Genomic DNA, 18,208 nt, shown 5'->3' on the forward strand with positions numbered 1-18,208 from the left:
GGTTTGCGCCGACGGCGCAGAATGGAGGTATGGCAGGTTCGGCGGAGCAGGCGCGGCACTGGACGTACGCGGAGCTGCCCGGCGTCGACCTGCTGCGGGCGCGCTACGTCCGCAAGACCTTCGCGCGCCACACCCACGAGCACTTCGTGATGGCCGCGGTCCTCGAAGGCGTCGACGTCTTCCGGCACAGCGGCGCCGACCGGCACGCGGGACCCGGCAGCCTCGCCCTGATCAACCCCGAGACCCCGCACACGGGCCGCGCCGGAGACCCCGAGGGCTGGCTGTACGGCGCGGTCTACCCGGCCCCGGACGTGGTCGCCGCCATCGCCGCGGAGACGACCACCCTGCGCGGGACGCCCGGCTTCGTCCTGCCGGTGCTGGAGGACCCGTACGCCGTGACCCTGATCCACCGGGTGCTGCGGGCCGCCGAGGAAGCCAACGCGCTCGCCGCCGACACGTTCCTGAAGGTGGCCGTCACCAGGCTGCTGCGGCTGAACGGCGGCAACCTGCCGCAGCGCGGTGTGCCCTCGGCGGGCGCGGGGGTCGCGGCACGCGCGCGTGCCGTCCTGGAAGAGCGGCTCGTCGACCCGCCGAGCCTGGAGCGGCTCGCCGCCGGTCTCGGCGTGAGTTCCTTCGCCCTGCTGCGCGCCTTCCGTGACGCCTACGGCATGCCGCCGCACGCCTGGCTCACCGACGCGCGCGTGCGGCGCGCCCGCCGTCTCCTGGACGCCGGTACGACGCCCGCGGAGGCGGCCGTCGCCGTGGGGTTCGCCGACCAGCCGCACCTGAACCGGCACTTCGCGCGGATCGTCGGGGTGCCTCCGGGCGCCTACCAGCGGGAGCGCAAGAACGTACAAGACCGCTCGGACGCCCTCCTCGTAGCGTCCACGGCGTGGCAGAACGAACATCATCCGCAGACATACCCCGGGGCCCGGCCGACGCCGACGCCGTTGACGTAACGGCCCGCCCGGACGGCGCCGACGTCCTGAGCCGTTCTGACGGCGCCGACGCCCCGAACCGTCCCGACTCCGCCGTGGTCCGGGACGCCCTCGGCGTCGGAGTCGCCGTCGGCCTCTCCGGCTTCGCCTTCGGCGTCACCTCGGCCGGCAGCGGGCTCACCGTGCTGCAGACCTGTGCGCTGAGCCTGCTGGCGTTCACCGGAGCCTCGCAGTTCGCCCTGGTGGGCGCGCTCGCGGGTGGCGGCAGTCCGCTCACGGCCTCGGTGGGAGCCGTCTTCCTCAGCATGCGCAACGCCTTCTACGGGCTGCGGCTCTCCCAACTGCTCGCCCTCCCGCGCGCGGTGCGCCCCCTGGCCGCCCACTTCGTGATCGACGAGACGACGGCCGTCTCCCTCGCGCAGTCGGGGCGACGGGCCGTCCGCATCGGCTTCGCCGTCACCGGAATCAGCCTGTACCTCCTGTGGAACCTCACCACGCTCCTGGGGGCACTCGGCGCGGAGGCCATCGGTGACACCGACACCTGGGGCCTCGACGCCGCGGGTCCCGCCGTGTTCCTCGCGCTGCTCGCCCCGATGGTGCGCACCGCAACGGAGCGCGCGGTCGCCGCAATCGCCGTCCTTCTGGGCCTCGGACTGCTTTCGGTGCTGCCCCAGGGAGTGCCGGTTCTCGCCGCGGCGCTGGCCGTGCCGATGGTCCTCTACGGAGTGGGCCGTAAAGCCTCCGCACCTGAGGCAGACGGCCCGAAGCCCCACAGCACGGACGGCACGACGTCCAACAGCACGCAAGGAAAAGACCGTTGAACATCTGGACCGCCATCGCCGTGACCGCCGTCGGCTGCTACGCCGTCAAGCTGGCGGGCCTCCTCGTGCCCGTGGGCGCCCTGGAGCGGCCGCTCGTCAAGCGCATGGCCGCGCTGCTGCCGGTGGCGCTGCTGGCCGCTCTCACGGCCCAGCAGACCTTCGCCGACGGCAGGACCCTCGTGCTCGACGCCAAGGCGGCCGGACTCGCCGCGGCCGCCGTGGCGCTGCTGCTGCGCGCGCCCTTCCTCCTCGTGATCGCGGCGGCCGTGCTCGTCACGGCGGGGGTGCGGGCCATGGCCGGCTGACGGACGGCCGGGGCGACGGGCCGGGGTGGCGGGCCTCAGCCGATGCGCCGCCCGTACGCCCGCAGTGTGCGCAACGCCTCGATCGTGACCATCGGGCGGCACTCCAGAGCCGTACTGGGAGCCCACTGCCTCCACCGGATCGGCCAACCGCCGTCTTCTTGTTGGTCGTTCAGCAGGAAGTCCAGGGAACGCGTCATCTCGTCGTCCGTGAACCACGCGCGGGCGAGCGATTCGGGTGCCTTCGCGAAGTCGTGCGCGAAGTGGTGCTCGCCGGGGCCGTACCCCGGAGGGATCGGGTTGGCGTCGGCACGCTCGGGGTCGAGGGCCACCAGGTGCTGTTCGCGTACGAGGCGGCCGAGCCGGTCGGCGGCCGCCTCCGCGCGCGGGCGGTCGGGAGCCCCGTCCAGGAAGGCGACGGCCGCCATGATCTCGTACGGATGCGACTTCTCCAGGGACTCCACGCTCTGCCAGCAGAAGTCGGTGGCGCGAAACAGCCAGGCGTGCCACACCTCGTTGCGGTGCAGCAGGCCCACCACGGGGCCGGTGGCGAGCAGTTCGCTCGGCGGGTTGTCCACCACGGGCACGAACGGCGCCGAGGGGTAGCCGCGTTGGCTGGGATGGATCGCGGGCAGCGCGCCTTCGGCCGTCGACACCGCGGTCAGATAGCGGCACACGCGCTCCACGCGCATGCCGCCGCAGCGCCGGATGGTGTCCAGGACGCGCAGCGCGTGCCCGGTGTGCAGCGGCTGGCTCACGGGGCCGCGCAGGTCGGGCTCCAGGGCGTGGCCGTATCCGCCGTCCTCGTTGGCGTACGCGGACAGCGCGGTCTCCACGGCGTCGGCGTTCCAGGAGCCGCCGTCCAGGAAGTGGTACGCGAACCGGCGCTGTTCGAGGACGCGCGCGGTGAGCCAGACGAACTGCTCGGCGCGGGCGAGCGGGGAGGAAGCGGCGTGCGGTGACGCTCCGTTTTCGGCCATGTTCCGAAGGTAGGGCGGAACGCCGCCTCGGCAAGCCCTCTGCGCCGGGCTGCACTCTCAGGGGCGCGATACTGAAGGCATGCGGTTGACGGTCTTCTGGCAGCGGATGGCGGCTCACTTCGGCGCGGGATACGCCGACACCTTCGCGCGCGATCATGTGATGACGGGCCTCGGCGGGCGCACGGTGCACCAGGCGCTGGACGCGGGCTGGGACGCGAAGGACGTGTGGCGGGTGGTGTGCTCGGCCATGGACGTACCGGCCGAAAAGCGCTGACAGGGCGTCGCGCAGGCGTTCCCCTCGCGCGCGGAGAGCACTTTATGTTTCGGCTGGATCGCTAAATCCGGGGGCGGCGGCTGAATCTCGGTGGCGTGGGCGAGACTGGCACGGTGGCACCCACAGACGAGACCGCGCAGATCACCTCCGAGGCAGCACCGCCCGGCACCACCCCGCCCGCCCAGCCCCCCGCCGGGGCCGAGCAGGCGCGTGGCGCCGGCATGCCGCGCTGGCTGCCGCGGGCGATGGTGCTCGCGCTCGCCCTGGTCGCCTGTTTCCAGCTCGGCAGTTGGGCCTTCCACCAGCTCACCGGGCTGCTGATCAACATCCTGATCGCGTTCTTCCTGGCCCTCGCCGTCGAGCCGGCCGTGAGCTGGATGGCGGCGCGTGGGCTGCGCCGGGGTCTGGCCACGGCCATCGTCTTCCTGGGCGTCGTGGTCGCGAGCGCGGGCTTCATCACCATGATGGGATCGATGCTCGCGGGCCAGATCGTCGACATGGTCGAGGACTTCCCGGACTACCTGGACAAGGTCATCCGCTGGATCAACATGACCTTCGACACGGACCTGTCCCGGGTCGAGGTCCAGGACAGCCTGATCCACTCCGACTGGCTGCGGAAGTACGTGCAGAACAGCGCGAGCGGCGTCCTGGACGTCTCGGCGCAGGTGCTCGGCGGCCTCTTCCAGCTCCTGACGATCCTGCTGTTCTCGTTCTACTTCGCCGCCGACGGGCCGCGGCTGCGGCGCGCGCTGTGCTCCGTGCTGCCGCCCGCCAAGCAGGCCGAGGTGCTGCGCGCCTGGGAGATCGCGGTCAACAAGACCGGCGGTTATCTCTACTCCCGGGGCCTGATGGCGCTGATCTCCGGAATCGCGCACTACATCCTGCTGCAGGTCCTGGAAGTGCCGTACGCCCCCGTGCTCGCGGTCTGGGTCGGCCTGGTCTCGCAGTTCATCCCGACGATCGGCACGTATCTGGCGGGTGCCCTGCCGATGCTGATCGCCTTCACCGTGGACCCCTGGTACGCGCTGTGGGTGCTGATCTTCGTCGTGATCTACCAGCAGTTCGAGAACTACGTCCTGCAGCCCAAGCTCACCGCCAAGAGCGTGGACATCCACCCGGCGGTCGCCTTCGGGTCGGTCATCGCGGGCACGGCGCTCCTCGGCGCGGTCGGCGCCCTGGTCGCCATCCCGGCGGTCGCGACCCTGCAGGCCTTCCTGGGGGCGTACGTGAAGCGGTACGACGTCACGGACGACCCGCGTGTCCACGGTCACCACCGCCGCGGCGGATCGCCCCTCTTCGCACGCGTGCGGCGCGTGCTGACGGGTCCCGGGGACGGCGACCGCCCGGCCTGACGTCCTGGCGGCCGGCCTCGGCCGCCCGACCGACTGCTTCCGCTTCCGCCGCGTGGTGCGCTTGACAGCAAAATCGAACATCCATTCATATAGGGGTTCCGGAGGCGTTGTTCCGGGGGTCCACGGGGGGATCCCCGGCCTGCGCCGGTGGATCGAGGCGGGCGGAACGCCCGAGTTATCCACAGGCCGGGCGGCCGTCGGGGCGCATTGTCAGTGGCAGGCGTTAGCGTCTTTGACGTGAAGCGATCGACTCAAGCAAACCGGGTGGAACCCATGGCAGGAACCGACCGCGAGAAGGCGCTCGACGCCGCGCTCGCACAGATTGAACGGCAATTCGGCAAGGGCGCAGTGATGCGCATGGGCGAGCGGCCGAATGAGCCCATCGAGGTCATCCCCACCGGGTCGACCGCGCTTGACGTCGCGCTCGGCGTCGGCGGCATCCCCCGCGGCCGTGTGGTGGAGGTGTACGGACCGGAGTCCTCCGGTAAGACCACCCTCACCCTGCACGCGGTGGCCAACGCCCAGCGGGCGGGCGGCTCGGTGGCGTTCATCGACGCCGAGCACGCCCTCGACCCCGAGTACGCCAAGAAGCTCGGCGTCGACATCGACAACCTCATCCTGTCCCAGCCGGACAACGGCGAGCAGGCCCTCGAGATCGTCGACATGCTGGTCCGCTCCGGTGCGCTCGACCTGATCGTCATCGACTCCGTCGCGGCCCTGGTGCCGCGCGCGGAAATCGAGGGCGAGATGGGCGACTCGCACGTGGGTCTGCAGGCCCGTCTGATGAGCCAGGCCCTGCGGAAGATCACCAGCGCGCTCAACCAGTCCAAGACCACCGCGATCTTCATCAACCAGCTCCGCGAGAAGATCGGTGTGATGTTCGGCTCCCCGGAGACCACGACCGGTGGCCGGGCCCTGAAGTTCTACGCCTCGGTGCGCATGGACATCCGCCGCATCGAGACCCTCAAGGACGGCACGGACGCGGTCGGCAACCGCACCCGCGTCAAGGTCGTCAAGAACAAGGTCGCGCCGCCCTTCAAGCAGGCCGAGTTCGACATCCTCTACGGCCAGGGCATCAGCCGCGAGGGCGGCCTGATCGACATGGGCGTGGAGCACGGCTTCGTCCGCAAGGCCGGCGCCTGGTACACGTACGAGGGCGACCAGCTCGGCCAGGGCAAGGAGAACGCCCGCAACTTCCTCAAGGACAACCCCGATCTCGCCAACGAGATCGAGAAGAAGATCAAGGAGAAGCTGGGCGTCGGTGTGCGCCCGGAGACCCCGGCGGCGGAGCCGGGCGCGGACGCGGCGGTCGCGGCCGCCCCCGCAGCGGACGACGCGGCCAAGACGGTGCCCGCCCCCGCGGCCGCCAAGGTCACCAAGGCCAAGGCCACGGCGGCCAAGAGCTAGGCCGTGACGCGACGAACCGACTGGGCGGACCACGCCGCCGGGCCCGCGGGGCGAGGCTGCTCCGATGCCGTCGGCCCGGACGGCTTCGCCCTGAGCGACGGCTTCGCTCTGGACGACGCCGACCCGGCGACCTCTGGCGACGGCGAAGGCGGCGGCCCGCGGGGCGGCGGCCGAGGCGGCAGGGGTGGCAAGGGCGGCCGTCGGCGGCGCGGCGGCTTCGGCGGCCAACAGGACCGCGGTTCCCCGTCCTCGTCGAGGGCCGGGGACGGGGAATCGCCCACGGGGGACGCGGGGGACCCGGCCGAGCGGGCGCGGGCGATCTGTCTGCGCCTGCTCACCGGGACACCGCGCACGCGCAAGCAACTGGCCGACGCGCTGCACAAGCGGGAGATCCCCGAGGACGTGGCGGAAGAAGTGCTCTCCCGCTTCGAAGAGGTCGGCCTGATCAACGACGAGGCCTTCGCGGACGCCTGGGTCGAGTCCCGGCACCACGGCCGGGGCCTGGCCAGGCGGGCGCTCGCGCGCGAGCTGCGCACCAAGGGCGTGGACTCGGCGGTGATCGACGAGGCCGTCGGGCAGCTGGACCCGGAGCAGGAAGAGGCCACCGCCCGTGAGCTCGTCGCCCGCAAGCTGCGCTCCACCCGCGGCCTCGACCGCGACAAGAGGCTGCGCCGCCTCGCGGGCATGCTCGCCCGCAAGGGGTACTCGGAGGGCATGGCGCTCCGAGTGGTGCGGCAGGCACTGGAGGAAGAGGGGGAAGAGGGAGGGGACACGGAGGAGCTGGGGTACGAGGGGTTCTGAGCGAGACACCCCTCGGACCCTCGGGGGTAGGGCTAACCCCACCCTGAGGATGCCTGGTCGCCGCAGTGCACAGGACCCTGTGCACAGACGACTGTGTACGCATGGCTCAGGACGAGAGCACGACTGACGACGGCGCCGCGACTGGCGTGACTGGTGTGACCTGCGCGGGCGGTGCCTGCGCGGCTGGTGCGCCCACGACCGATGCGCCCACTGCCAGCGCCCCCGAGGGCGACACAGGCGACAGCCTCCCGCCCGTGCCCCAGGAGTTGAACGACCTCCGCGCACTCAAGGCGCTCGCGCAGCCGCGGCGGCAGCAGATGCTGCAGCACCTCACCGTGCACGGGCCCGCCACCTCCGCGACGCTGGCGCGAGCACTCGGGCTGAACACCGGGGCCACCAGCTACCACCTCCGCGAGCTCGCCCGATACGGCTTCGTGGAAGGGGCACCCGGCTCCGGGCACGGCCGTGAGCGCTGGTGGCGTCTGGTCCCGGGGGACCGGCGGTTCCCGCCGCGCAGTCGGCAGAGCGCCGAAACGCGGCTCGTCATGGACGAGTTGAACCACCACGCGTACGCCGCCGACCTCGAACTCTTCGAGCGGCTCCAGCAGGAGACCGGCGGCGCAGAGGCGGGCGAATGGGCCGACGCCTTCCCGTACTCGCGCGGCACGATGCGGCTGACCGTGCCCGAACTCCGCGAGTTCTTCGAGGAGTACATCGCGCTCCTCAACCGCTACAAGCGCTCCGACGCAGACACCCCGCCCGGCGCGCGCACGGTGCTCACCCGCTTCCTGGCCTTCCCGACCCCGACCCCGGCCCCGGCGCCCGACGAAGCCGCCGCAGACAACCGAAAAGAGACCGAGACGTCATGATGCTGCGCTACGCACTGCAGACAATCCGGGACCGCAAGGGCGGCTTCCTGGGCGCCTTCGTCGCGTTGATGTGCGCCGCCGCGCTCATCACGGCCTGCGGCACGCTCCTGGAGACCGGCCTGCGCGGCACCATCCACACCGAGCGCTACGCGGCCGCACCCGTGATCGTCTCCGGGGACCAGAACGTGCATCGGACGACGGTCAAGCACAAGAAGGGCAAGACCAAGGTCAAGCACAAGGCCAAGCCGATCGCCGAGCGGGCCTGGCTGCCGAGCGGCATCACACAACGCCTCAAGGACGCCCCCGGAGCCGGCGAGGTGGTTCCCGAACTCACCTTCCTGGCACAGCCGTTGACGCCCGCCGGGGCCGTGGACGCGAGCCGCCCCACGTACGGACACGCCTGGACGTCGGCCGCCCTCACGCCCTTCCGACTGGTCGACGGCCGGGCCCCGCACGCCGCCGCCGACCTCGTCGTCGACCGCGGCCTCGCCGACCGCGCCGGACTTGAGCCCGGCGACCGACTCACCGTGCAGTCCACGCAAGCCCCGCGCACGTACCGGGTGACGGGTATCGCCGCCCCCGGCCAGGGCGCCGGAAGCGGCGGCGCCCTCGCGCACCAGACCTCACTCTTCTTCTCCGCCCAGGAGGCCGAGCGCCTCGCAGCCCACCCCGGCAAGGTCACCGCCGTGGGCGTCACGCCCGCCAAGGGTGTGTCCGCCGGCGAGCTCAAGGCGGCGGTCAAGAAGGCGCTCTCCGGGACGACGGCTCAGGTCAGCACCGGTGGGGACCGCGGGCCGGTGGAGTTCCTCGACGCCGCGGGCGCCCGGGTGAAGCTCGTCAGCATCGGCGGCGCGATGGGCGGCACCTCGCTGCTCGTGGCCATCCTTGTCGTCGTCGGCACTTTCGCGCTCTCCGTCCAGCAGCGCCACCGCGAACTGGCCCTGCTGCGTGCCATCGCCGCGAGCCCGAAGCAGATCCGCAAGCTGCTCGGCCGCGAGGCACTCATCGTCGGAGCGGCCGCGGGAGTGCTCGGCGCGCTCGCCGGGATCCCGCTCGGGGCGCTGCTGTACGACGAGTTCGTGGCGCGGGGCGCCGTCCCCGCGACGCTCGACCGGGTCGTCGGCGTCGTCCCGCCGCTCGTCGCCGTCGCCGCGACGCTCCTGGGCGCGTGGGCGGCCGCCCGCCTCTCCGCGCGCCGCATCGCGCGGATCCGTCCGGGCGAGGCCCTCGCGGAGTCGCGCGTCGAGCCCGCCCGGCCCGGCTGGGCCCGGATCGGCGCCGGTCTCGCCCTCCTCGCCGGAGGCGTCGTCCTCGTCGCCGTCCTCGGCGCCCTGCGCACCGAGCCCGCCTCGACTCCCGTGACCTTCCTGGCGGTTGTCGTCCTTGCCACCTCCGTCTCCCTGCTCGGTCCGCTCCTCGTCAAGGCGACCGCCGCCCTGCTCGCCCGCCCGCTGCGCCTGACCGGCCCCGGCGGCCGTCTCGCGCACGCCAATCTCCGCGGCAACGCGGCCCGCATGGCCGCCGTTGTCACCCCCCTCGTCCTCCTCATCGGCATGACCTGCACCGTCCTCTTCGTCCAGCCCACGCTCGGCGCCGCCGCCCGTGACCAGGCCCGCGACGGCGTCCGCGCGGACTGGACCCTGGCCGCGCGGGGTCCCGGCGTGCCGGAGCAGGCCGCGCGGCAGCTCCGGGCGGCCGAAGGCGTCGACGCCGTCACCGAGGTCGTCCGCACGACCGTGCGCGTCGGCCTCGACAAGTACCCCGCGCAGGGCGTGACCCCGGCAGGGCTCAGCCGCACCTGGGACCCGGACGTCACCGCGGGCTCACTGACGTCCTTCGGCGCGGGTGACGTCGCGATCAGCGAAGTCGCCGCCGACCAGCTCCACTTGAAGCCGGGAAGCAGCCTCAAGCTCACGCTCGGCGACGGCACCCCGACGACCCTCAAGGTCACCGCCGTCTACGCGCGCGGGCTCGGCTTCGGCGATCTGACCATGGCGCACGACCTGGTTGCCCGCCACGTCGACAACCCGCTCGCCGCCACGGTCCTCGTCAAGACCGACCGTACGAAGGACCAACTCTCGGCGGCCCTCACGAAGTTCCCGAACGTACGCGTCTCGTCACCCTCCGCTGTCGGCGACCTCCAGGCCGAGCGCGGGCAGGAGAACGCCGAGGTGAACTACGTGGCCATGGGTCTGGTCCTGGCCTTCACCGCGATCGCCGTCGTCAACACGCTCGCCATGTCGGTCTCCGAACGCGTCCGGGAGTTCGCGCTGCTCCGCCTCGCGGGTGCCACACGCCGCCAGGTCCTGCGGATGCTGCGCACCGAGGCGCTGGCCGTCCTGCTCCTCGCGACGGCCCTCGGCAGCGGCATCGCGCTCGCCGTCCTGACCGGCTTCAGCATCGGCATGACCGGCAGCGCGGCACCGGCGGTCATGCCCCTCGCGTACGCCGCCGTGGTCGCCGTCGCCGGACTACTCGCCCTGGCGGCGACGGCCATCCCCGGCCGCGCCGCCCTCAAGCCCCGTCCCGTCACCGTGGCGACGGCCAAGGAGTAGGCGGCCGTACGCACGGTAAGGGGCGTCCCGCAATAGTGGGCGCCCCTTACCGCATGCCCCCTGAGCGAGCGCCTACGGGCGCGTACTCCGCACTCGGCCGAGGGCAGCCCCGCTCACTCCGCCCCGGACAGCCCCGTGCCCCGCACCGGCAGCCCCGCCGCCTTCCACGCCTGGAAACCGCCGATGAGGTCCGTCGCGTGCCGCAGCCCCAGCTGCCGCAGGGAGGCGGCCGCGAGGCTCGACGCGTAGCCCTCGTTGCAGAGCACCACGACCCGCAGATCGTGGCTGACCGCCTCGGGCGCGCGGTGGCTGCCCTGGGGGTCGAGGCGCCACTCCAGTTCGTTGCGCTCGACGACGAGGGCGCCGGGGATCAGGCCGTCCCGCTCGCGCAGCGCCGCGTACCGGGTGTCGACGAGCAGCCCGCCCGATTCCGCGATGTCGTACGCCTGCTCCGGGGTGACCCGGTCGAGCCCGCGCCGCACCCGCTCCAGCAACTCGTCGATGCCTACGGGGGATTGGGGTTCGCCGGAGGCGGGCGCCTTCGCGGGCACGCCGGGGACGCCGTTCAGTTCCCTGCCCGCGCTCACTGCCAGTCCTCCGGACGCTCGACGTGTTCGAGGCGCAGTACGTCGCCCGTGCGGCTGTAGCGGCGGATCTGCGGCAGTGGCGGGTAGTAGGCGTGTACGGAGACGGCGTGTTCGGCCGGGGACTCGTTGAGCACCTCGTGCACGTGGTTGCGGCCGAACGCCCGTCCCTGGCCGGTGGCGAGGCGGCGTTCGCGGTCGACGCCCTCGGTGAGTTCCAGGGTCTTCCAGCCGTCGGTGGGCAGGCGGGCGGCCAGCGAGTGCTCCTTGAGCGTGCCCGCGGCGGTGGTGAAGGCGCCCACCGACTCGGCGTGGTCGTGCCAGCCGGTGCCGGTGCCCGGTGGCCAGCCGATCAGCCAGGCCTCGCTGCCGCCGGGGCCCTCCAGGCGCACCCAGGTGCGGCCCTCGGGATCAAGGGGCAGCGAGGCGATGAGGTCGGTGTCGGCCGCGGCCCGGCGTACGAAGTCGAGCAGCTCGGCGGAGCTGGGGGCGGACGCCCTGGCCGGGACGGGAGGGGGGCCCGGAACGGCGGCGGAAGCCGGTTCGGACGCGGAAGCCGGTACGGAGGCAGACATGAGGGCCGTCCTGTGAGTTCGCGGAAGTGCGCGCCGACGCACGGCGCGCGCAGAAAGGGGGAAATGGCGAATTCAGCAAGACGGCCGACACACGCAGCCCGCGTAGCGGACGAGGTCCATATGGACCCTCCGCCACAGGCGAACAGCGGTGTCGGTCATGGTCCGGAGTAGACCATGGAGCCGGAGGACGGTCAACTCATGTTCATCATCCGGTCGGTCGGTCACTTCCGGGTGGGACACCAGGGGCTTCTGCGTCTCCCTTTCCGCTGGTCGGAGCGGCTTTCGGAGCCTTGTTCGGGGTGGAGTCCGCGGAGCTGGACGTGCCGTCGGCAGCAGCGGAACCGGACGGGCCGCCGGCGGACGCAGAACGGGACGGTCCGTCGGCACCAGCGGTGGACGCGCCATCCGCCTCCGGTCCGCCGCCGGGCGTCCGCCGCCGCGCCTCCGCGGCCACCCCCAGCGCCGCCTCCGCGGCCGCGTACAGCTCCGCCGGACGCACCCCGCCGAGCGCGGTGACCAGATGGCCGTCGGGGCGTACGAGAAGGACCGTGTGCGCCGCGGCGCCCGGGTAGGCCTCCGCGACGAGGAGTTCGGCGGGATGCGGGAGCGCGGCGACCGCGGCGGCGAGCCGGGGCATGACCCCCGCCGTCACCCAGTGCCGCCGCTCCCACACGACGGTGCCCGGCGCCACGAGCACGACGAGCAGCCGGCCGCGGCCGAGCCGGTCCCGGAGCCGTACGAAGGAACCGTCCGGAGCCGTCACGCCCACGTCGGTGACCGGACCGCCCGGCGCCGTGTCGAGGCGCACCACGGAGTCCGAACTCTCCGGCGCCAGCGGCGAGTCGGCGTACGTCGCGGGGGTGCCCAGCTGTCCGCTGCCGACATGGCCGTCCATGAGCAGCGCGTCCTGGCTGCGCGCCGAGCCGGGGACGTACGCACGCAGCCCCTTGCCGCCGCGCAGCATCGGCAGCACCTGATCGGCGGCGCGCAGCCGCGCGGCGACCACGGCGCGCCGCTCCGCCTGATAGCTGTCGAGCAGTGCGGGGCGCGGGCCGTGGTGCCAGGCGAGTGCCAGCTTCCAGGCGAGGTTGTCCGCGTCGTGCAGCCCCTCGTCGAGGCCCTGGGTGCCCAGCGCGCCGAGGAGGTGCGCGGCGTCCCCGGCGAGGAAGGCGCGGCCGACCCGCCACCGGCGGGCGAGGCGGTGGTGGACCGTGTGGACGCCGGTGTCGAGCAGTTCGTACGACGGCGTGGTGCCGCCGCACCAGCCGGCGAGGGTCTCGCGGATGCGGGCCACGAGGGCGTCGGGCGTCACCAGCTCGCCGCGCGGCGGCAGGAGCCAGTCGATCCGCCAGCCGCCGTCGGCCAGCGGACGCCCCGTCACCTCGGCACCGGCGTCGCGCCAAGGAGGGCTCCGATGCAACAACGCCTCACCGGCCCACGGAAGTTCCGTACGCAGCGCGGCGACCGCGTGCCGCTCCACGGCCGTGCGCCCCGGGAAGCGGACGTCGAGCAGCTTGCGCACGGTCGAGCGGGGGCCGTCGCAGCCCACCAGGTAGCTGCCGCGCCACCAGGTGTCCTTCGGGCCGCGCGTGTGGGCGGTGAGGCCGGAGGCGTCCTGTTCCAGGGCGTCGAGCTTGCTCTCGACCGCGACCTTGACGAGGTGTTCGTCGGCGATGGCGTCGCGCAGCGCGCCGGTCAGCACATGCTGGGGAAGGTGCAGCGGAGAGGGCAGTTCGTCACCGAACGTGAGCTCCCGCACCACCTGCTTCCTGCGCATCGAACGCCAGCCGGTCCAGCGCGCGCCGGTGTGTACGTCGCCGAAGGAGTGCCCGGCGAGCCGCTCGACGAGCCCCGCGGTGTCCTCGCGCAGGACGGCGGTCCGCGCGGGCCGCTGCTCGTCCTTGCCCGGTCCCTCGTCGAGGACCACGGTGGGGACGGAGTGACGTGCGAGGGACAGGGCGAGGGTGAGGCCGACGGGGCCCGCGCCGACGACGATCACCGGGTCCACGGCGCGCGGCCTCCTGCCAGGACTGTCCGCGAGCGCTGGACGTACGTACAGGAAATGGCAGTTGGAGCCCGGTGCACGATCACAGAACGTATGCAACAGACTGCGTGGCACCCCGTCAAGCCGGACGCTCGGGGACAGAACCCCTCGTGACTCCTCATGCCACATCCGGAAGGAAGGCGACTACAGGAGAGCGCGTAATGGCCCGCCGAAATCTCGGCGGGCCATTACGGGTTGAGCCTGACTACTTCTTGTCCGGAGCCGTGTCGACGATCTCCGCCACCGCGGCGGGCTCGGCCGCGGCGGCCACCTTGATGCCCGTCTTCGCGCGACGGCCGCGCCGCTCGAGCCAGGTGGCGATGCCGGAAAGGATCATGCAGAGGGAAATGTAGATGACACCGAAGACGGTGACCGTCTGGACGAACGGATAGACGCCGTTGACCGGGGTGTTGTTGGCGATGAGCCGGGCCGACTGCAGCAGCTCGGGGTAGAGGATCATGAACCCGAGAGAGGTGTCCTTCAGGGTCACCACGAGCTGGCTGATGATCGACGGCAGCATGGACCGGATGGCCTGCGGGAACAGGACCGTGGCCATGACCTGGGTCTTGCGCAGGCCGAGCGCGTACGCGGCTTCCTTCTGGCCCGTGGGCACGGCGTTGATGCCCGCGCGGAGGACCTCCGCCTGCACGCACCCGTTGTAGATCGTCAGGCCGAGCACCAGCGCCCAGAACGGCTCCATGTCGCCGACGAGGCCGACCCAGAACGCGAAGATCGTGATGAGCAGCGGAATCGACCGGAAGAGGTCGATGAAGGCGACGGCGAACCACCGCACCGGACGGTGCTCGGAGAGCCGCGCCACACACAGCACCACGGCGAACACCAGCGAGAGAACACCGGCGAGGGCGAACACCTTCAGGGTGGCGACCAGCGAATCCAGAATGTTCTGCCGGATTCCGGAGTAATTGAAGATGCCCCACAGATCCGGGTCGAACTCGCCCTTGTCATTCAGCCGCAGAATGATCCAGACAATGCCGCCGATGACGGCGAGGCTGCCGATGACGGTGTAGATGATGTTGCGGACGCGGGCCTTGGGGCCCGGGGCGTCGAAGAGGACGTTCGCACTCATCGGGCGACCTCCAAACGGTGCTCCAGGACCCGGAAGAGACCATTGATGGCGTACGTGATGATCAGGTAGGCGAGAGTGATCCAGACGAAGATCATCACGATGTCGTAGCCCTCGTTGCTCAGCGTCTTCGAGACATTGAACAGGTCGGTGTTGTCGAAGGCGCCCGCGATGGCCGTGTTCTTGGTCAGAGCGATGAAGATGCTGGAGAGCGGCGGCACCACGTTGCGCGTGGCCTGCGGCAGGACGACGAGCCGCATGGTCTGCGTGAAGGTGAGGCCGATGGCCCGCGCCGCCTCCGCCTGGCCGAGCGACACCGTGTTGATGCCGGAGCGCACCGCCTCGGCCACGAACGCCGAGGTGTAGAAACCACAGGCGCACACGGCGAGTACGAAGGAGTCCAGGTCCGGATAGAGGACCTTCGGGACGACGAAGAACGCCACCAGGAACAGCAGCGTGAGCGGGGTGTTCCGCAGCAGGGTGACCCAGGCGGTCCCGAATATGCGCAGCGGGAGCACCGGCGAGACACGGCATCCGGCGATGACGACGCCGATCACGATGGCCACCAGCGCACTGACGACGGTCAACTTGACAGTGCCGTAAAACCCTTCGCGGAACAGCGACAGGTTGTCGAGCAATACGTCCATGAATTCTCCGCGAGGTGTTCGCGACGGGTCGCAGGGTTCACGACAGGCCCAGGCCGTCGACGTCGGCGGGGCGGCAGGTCTTCGCGACGGGTCCGACAGCGATTCCGGCTTCGGTGCTTACAGTGAACGTCCCGCTCCTGGCCGCGACTTCGCGCGGGGGGAGCGGGACGTCCGGGACTACTTCGGGTCGGTGAAGGCCGGCGGCTCCTGGTACTCGGAGCCCGAGATGCCGATGGTGGCGTCGAACGCCTTCTTGTAGTCGCCGTTCTCCTGGTGCGCCTTGATGGCGTCCGCGACGGCCTTCTGCAGGGTGGTGTCACCCTTCTTCAGGCCGACGCCGTACGGCTCGTCCGAGAAGGGCTTGCCGACGACCTTGAGCTTGCCCTTGTTCTGCGCGGCGTAGCCCATCAGGATCGCGTCGTCCGTGGTGACGGCGTCGACCTGGTTGTTCAGCATCTGGGCGACGCACTCCGAGTACTTCGAGAGCTCGGTCACCTTGGCGCCGTACTTCGGCTTCTTGATGTTCTGCAGCGGCGTGGAGCCGACGATCGAGCAGACCTTCTTGCCGCGCACGGACTCCGGGCCCTTGATGTCCTTCTCGTCCTTGCGGACGAGCAGCGAGGCACCGGCGTGGAAGTACGGGCCCGCGAAGTCGATCTGCTTCTTGCGCTCGTCGTTGATCGTGTACGTACCGATCATGAGGTCGACGTCGCCCTTGGAGACCGCGGTCTCGCGGGCGCCGGAGTCGACGGTCTTCCACTCGATCTGCTTCGGGGAGAAGCCGAGGTCGGCGGCGACCATCTTGGCGATCTCGATGTCGAAGCCCGAGCGCTCCTTCGTGGACTGGTCCTCGAAGCCCAGGTACGGCTGGTCGGCCTTGGCGCCGATGATCAACTTGCCGCGCTTCTTGGCCGCCTTGAAGACCGAGGAGTCGACCGAGACGTCCTTCTTGACCGTGTAGCTGAGTTCCTTGCCGCCGGACTTGGCGGGGCCCTCAGGCTTGTCGCCGGCGGATCCCTCCTTGCCGCCGCAGGCGGTGGCGGTCAGCGACAGCGCAGCGATGGCCGCTGCGACGGCAGCGGACTTACGGAGCTTCATGAGTGAACATCCTTTGTTTCGGCTGGCGTTGAGACGGTGTGAGGCCTCAGTGTTTAAGGATCTTCGACAGGAAGTCCTTGGCCCGGTCGCTGCGCGGGTTGCTGAAGAACTGGTCCGGCACGGCCTCTTCGACGATCCGGCCGTCCGCCATGAAGACGACGCGATTGGCCGCCGACCGGGCGAAGCCCATCTCGTGCGTGACGACCACCATGGTCATGCCGTCGCGGGCGAGCTGCTGCATGACCTCGAGAACCTCGTTGATCATCTCGGGGTCGAGCGCCGACGTGGGCTCGTCGAACAGCATCACCTTGGGGCCCATCGCCAACGCGCGGGCGATGGCGACGCGTTGCTGCTGGCCGCCGGAGAGCTGCGCCGGGTACTTGTCGGCCTGCGAGCCGACGCCCACCCGGTCGAGCAGTTCGCGCGCCTTCTGCTCCGCCTCGGCCTTGGCGGTCTTGCGCACCTTGACCTGGCCCAGCATCACGTTCTCGAGCACGGTCTTGTGCGCGAAGAGGTTGAAGGACTGGAAGACCATGCCCACGTCCGCGCGGAGCCTGGCGAGCTCCTTGCCCTCCTGGGGCAGCGGCTTGCCGTCGATCGAGATCGCTCCCGAATCGATGGTCTCCAGGCGGTTGATGGTGCGGCACAGCGTCGACTTGCCCGACCCGGAGGGGCCGATCACGACGACGACCTCGCCACGGGCGATCGTCAGGTCGATGTCCTGGAGGACGTGCAGGGCGCCGAAGTGCTTGTTGACACCCTTCAGCACGACAAGGTCGTCCGCCGCGGGCTTGGCGTCCTTGGTCACCGATACTTCGGTCACGGCTTGTTGCTCCATCCTCCTCGGGTTGGGAGGACAGTAGTAACCCGGTGCGACCAGCGTCATTACATCTGAGGGGAAATTGAGCATAACGATCCGGCCGCAACCGGACACACCGTGTGAAGAGGGCGACCCGGCTGCGTACCGGGTGCATAACGGAACGTGTCCGTGACCCGAAGGGCCTTGACGCGGTCCTTATCCATCGGAGTGGATGCCATGGTGCGTACACACGCGTCCGCACACCGTTGAGAACCGCGCGTGCGCGCGCGTGCCGGGCAGTCGCGAACACGTGCGAAGCACCGCTTGAGCGGGAACGGAACGACCGATGAACCGCAGGGGGGCCAATGGGCTGGAGGGGGACCGCATGAGACTGCTGCTCGTCGAGGACGACGACCACGTGGCCGCCGCCCTGTCCGCGATCCTGGCCCGGCACGGCTTCGCCGTCACTCACGCCCGCAGCGGCGAGGAGGCACTCCAGGCCCTGCTGCCCTGCGAAGCGGCACCCTACGGAGTCGTACTCCTCGACCTCGGCCTGCCCGACCAGGACGGCTACGAGGTCTGCGGAAAGATCCGCAAGCGCACCTCGACCCCGGTCATCATGGTCACCGCCCGCGCGGACGTACGCTCCCGCATCCACGGCCTGAACCTCGGAGCCGACGACTACGTAGTGAAGCCGTACGACACCGGGGAACTCATCGCCCGCATCCACGCGGTCATCCGGCGCCCCGTCGCCGACGGGGCCCAGACGCCCGCCGAGACCGAGCTGCGGCTCGGCCGCGTCCGCATCGAACTGCCCACCCGCCAGGTCAGCGTGGACGGCACCGTGGTCCAGCTGACCCGCAAGGAGTTCGACCTGCTCGCGCTCCTCGCCCAGCGGCCCGGGGTCGTCTTCCGCCGGGAGCAGATCATCAGCGAGGTGTGGCGCACCAGTTGGGAGGGCACGGGGCGCACGCTGGAGGTGCACGTGGCGTCCCTGCGCGCCAAGCTGCACATGCCCGCCCTGATCGAGACGGTGCGCGGAGTCGGCTACCGGCTCGTCGCCCCGGCGTCGTAGCGG

General features: G+C 71.1%; 19 protein-coding genes. 10 read left to right on the forward strand and 9 right to left on the reverse strand.

The features are described from left to right. The first annotated feature begins 29 nt into the window (after positions 1 to 29). Genes IEY91_RS06020 through IEY91_RS06030 form a run of 3 tightly spaced genes read left to right on the forward strand, consistent with a single transcriptional unit; the run spans position 30 to position 2,064 of the window. Complete coding sequence (locus IEY91_RS06020) at positions 30 to 959, forward strand: AraC family transcriptional regulator (protein WP_189173158.1); 930 nt, start codon at positions 30 to 32, stop codon at positions 957 to 959. A 26-nt stretch (positions 960 to 985) separates the two neighbouring features. Beyond that, entirely contained in the window at positions 986 to 1,759 is a 774-nt protein-coding gene (locus tag IEY91_RS06025) for an AzlC family ABC transporter permease (RefSeq protein WP_229696791.1), read from the forward strand. Next, positions 1,756 to 2,064, forward strand: a complete 309-nt coding sequence (locus IEY91_RS06030; RefSeq protein ID WP_164319803.1) for an AzlD domain-containing protein — start codon at positions 1,756 to 1,758, stop codon at positions 2,062 to 2,064. The genes IEY91_RS06025 and IEY91_RS06030 overlap by 4 nt, the downstream gene beginning before the upstream one ends. Positions 2,065 to 2,099: 35 nt before the next feature. Here IEY91_RS06030 and IEY91_RS06035 read toward each other — a convergent pair whose 3' ends face one another. Continuing rightward, positions 2,100 to 3,041 (reverse strand): hypothetical protein, encoded by a 942-nt coding sequence (locus IEY91_RS06035; RefSeq protein ID WP_189173160.1) that lies wholly within the window; start codon positions 3,039 to 3,041, stop codon positions 2,100 to 2,102. A gap of 79 nt (positions 3,042 to 3,120) precedes the next feature. Here IEY91_RS06035 and IEY91_RS06040 point away from each other — a divergent pair, with 79 nt between their 5' ends. The 6 genes from IEY91_RS06040 to IEY91_RS06065 all read left to right on the forward strand — a co-directional run bounded on the left by IEY91_RS06040 (position 3,121) and on the right by IEY91_RS06065 (position 10,299). Further along, positions 3,121 to 3,315 (forward strand): DUF3046 domain-containing protein, encoded by a 195-nt coding sequence (locus IEY91_RS06040; RefSeq protein WP_164319799.1) that lies wholly within the window; start codon positions 3,121 to 3,123, stop codon positions 3,313 to 3,315. Between the two features lie 113 nt (positions 3,316 to 3,428). Continuing rightward, complete coding sequence (locus tag IEY91_RS06045; protein ID WP_189173161.1) at positions 3,429 to 4,667, forward strand: AI-2E family transporter; 1,239 nt, start codon at positions 3,429 to 3,431, stop codon at positions 4,665 to 4,667. Positions 4,668 to 4,940: 273 nt separating this feature from the next. Further along, positions 4,941 to 6,074, forward strand: coding sequence for a recombinase RecA (gene recA / locus IEY91_RS06050; RefSeq protein WP_164319794.1), 1,134 nt, complete (start codon positions 4,941 to 4,943; stop codon positions 6,072 to 6,074). 3 nt (positions 6,075 to 6,077) lie between these two features. Continuing rightward, the gene (gene recX, locus IEY91_RS06055; protein ID WP_164319792.1) at positions 6,078 to 6,875 is read left to right on the forward strand and encodes a recombination regulator RecX; all 798 of its coding nucleotides are present in this window, start codon (positions 6,078 to 6,080) and stop codon (positions 6,873 to 6,875) included. A gap of 254 nt (positions 6,876 to 7,129) precedes the next feature. Then, positions 7,130 to 7,744 carry a winged helix-turn-helix domain-containing protein gene (locus IEY91_RS06060; RefSeq protein WP_189173162.1) on the forward strand — a complete coding sequence of 205 codons (615 nt, stop codon included), beginning with the start codon at positions 7,130 to 7,132 and terminating at the stop codon, positions 7,742 to 7,744. Further along, on the forward strand, positions 7,741 to 10,299 hold the full coding sequence (locus IEY91_RS06065) for an FtsX-like permease family protein (RefSeq protein ID WP_189173163.1): 2,559 nt from the start codon (positions 7,741 to 7,743) through the stop codon (positions 10,297 to 10,299). The genes IEY91_RS06060 and IEY91_RS06065 overlap by 4 nt, the downstream gene beginning before the upstream one ends. Before the next feature lie 113 nt (positions 10,300 to 10,412). Here IEY91_RS06065 and IEY91_RS06070 read toward each other — a convergent pair whose 3' ends face one another. The 8 genes from IEY91_RS06070 to IEY91_RS06100 form a co-directional block, all read right to left on the reverse strand. Further along, positions 10,413 to 10,868 carry a rhodanese-like domain-containing protein gene (locus IEY91_RS06070; RefSeq protein ID WP_229696792.1) on the reverse strand — a complete coding sequence of 152 codons (456 nt, stop codon included), beginning with the start codon at positions 10,866 to 10,868 and terminating at the stop codon, positions 10,413 to 10,415. 14 nt (positions 10,869 to 10,882) lie between these two features. After that, positions 10,883 to 11,458, reverse strand: coding sequence for a cupin domain-containing protein (locus IEY91_RS06075; RefSeq protein WP_164319788.1), 576 nt, complete (start codon positions 11,456 to 11,458; stop codon positions 10,883 to 10,885). A gap of 72 nt (positions 11,459 to 11,530) precedes the next feature. After that, a complete protein-coding gene (locus tag IEY91_RS42595; protein ID WP_346009348.1) occupies positions 11,531 to 11,617 on the reverse strand; it encodes a putative leader peptide in 87 nt (28 codons plus the stop codon). Positions 11,618 to 11,663: 46 nt separating this feature from the next. After that, on the reverse strand, positions 11,664 to 13,466 hold the full coding sequence (locus IEY91_RS06080) for an FAD-dependent monooxygenase (RefSeq protein WP_189173164.1): 1,803 nt from the start codon (positions 13,464 to 13,466) through the stop codon (positions 11,664 to 11,666). A 241-nt stretch (positions 13,467 to 13,707) separates the two neighbouring features. Continuing rightward, a complete protein-coding gene (locus IEY91_RS06085; protein ID WP_164319782.1) occupies positions 13,708 to 14,589 on the reverse strand; it encodes an amino acid ABC transporter permease in 882 nt (293 codons plus the stop codon). Beyond that, positions 14,586 to 15,233 (reverse strand): amino acid ABC transporter permease, encoded by a 648-nt coding sequence (locus tag IEY91_RS06090; RefSeq protein WP_164319780.1) that lies wholly within the window; start codon positions 15,231 to 15,233, stop codon positions 14,586 to 14,588. Before IEY91_RS06090 ends, IEY91_RS06085 begins: the two co-directional genes overlap by 4 nt. Before the next feature lie 177 nt (positions 15,234 to 15,410). Further along, positions 15,411 to 16,331 carry a glutamate ABC transporter substrate-binding protein gene (locus IEY91_RS06095; protein WP_164319778.1) on the reverse strand — a complete coding sequence of 307 codons (921 nt, stop codon included), beginning with the start codon at positions 16,329 to 16,331 and terminating at the stop codon, positions 15,411 to 15,413. 46 nt (positions 16,332 to 16,377) lie between these two features. Next, entirely contained in the window at positions 16,378 to 17,154 is a 777-nt protein-coding gene (locus IEY91_RS06100) for an amino acid ABC transporter ATP-binding protein (protein WP_164319775.1), read from the reverse strand. Positions 17,155 to 17,515: 361 nt separating this feature from the next. Here IEY91_RS06100 and IEY91_RS06105 point away from each other — a divergent pair, with 361 nt between their 5' ends. Continuing rightward, positions 17,516 to 18,205 (forward strand): response regulator transcription factor, encoded by a 690-nt coding sequence (locus IEY91_RS06105; protein WP_164319773.1) that lies wholly within the window; start codon positions 17,516 to 17,518, stop codon positions 18,203 to 18,205. Positions 18,206 to 18,208 lie beyond the last annotated feature (3 nt).

The organism is Streptomyces lasiicapitis (assembly GCF_014646335.1).
GTDB lineage: Bacteria > Actinomycetota > Actinomycetes > Streptomycetales > Streptomycetaceae > Streptomyces > Streptomyces lasiicapitis.

Coding starts and splice junctions, on each gene's coding strand:
- IEY91_RS06090 (WP_164319780.1), bottom strand. CDS start 15,233: ATGGACGTATTGCTCGACAACCTGTCGCTGTTCCGCGAAGGGTTTTAC.
- IEY91_RS06040 (WP_164319799.1), top strand. CDS start 3,121: ATGCGGTTGACGGTCTTCTGGCAGCGGATGGCGGCTCACTTCGGCGCG.
- recA (WP_164319794.1), top strand. CDS start 4,941: ATGGCAGGAACCGACCGCGAGAAGGCGCTCGACGCCGCGCTCGCACAG.
- IEY91_RS06105 (WP_164319773.1), top strand. CDS start 17,516: ATGAGACTGCTGCTCGTCGAGGACGACGACCACGTGGCCGCCGCCCTG.
- IEY91_RS06065 (WP_189173163.1), top strand. CDS start 7,741: ATGATGCTGCGCTACGCACTGCAGACAATCCGGGACCGCAAGGGCGGC.
- IEY91_RS06085 (WP_164319782.1), bottom strand. CDS start 14,589: ATGAGTGCGAACGTCCTCTTCGACGCCCCGGGCCCCAAGGCCCGCGTC.
- IEY91_RS06095 (WP_164319778.1), bottom strand. CDS start 16,331: ATGAAGCTCCGTAAGTCCGCTGCCGTCGCAGCGGCCATCGCTGCGCTG.
- IEY91_RS06035 (WP_189173160.1), bottom strand. CDS start 3,041: ATGGCCGAAAACGGAGCGTCACCGCACGCCGCTTCCTCCCCGCTCGCC.
- IEY91_RS06020 (WP_189173158.1), top strand. CDS start 30: ATGGCAGGTTCGGCGGAGCAGGCGCGGCACTGGACGTACGCGGAGCTG.
- IEY91_RS06075 (WP_164319788.1), bottom strand. CDS start 11,458: ATGTCTGCCTCCGTACCGGCTTCCGCGTCCGAACCGGCTTCCGCCGCC.
- IEY91_RS42595 (WP_346009348.1), bottom strand. CDS start 11,617: ATGACCGACACCGCTGTTCGCCTGTGGCGGAGGGTCCATATGGACCTC.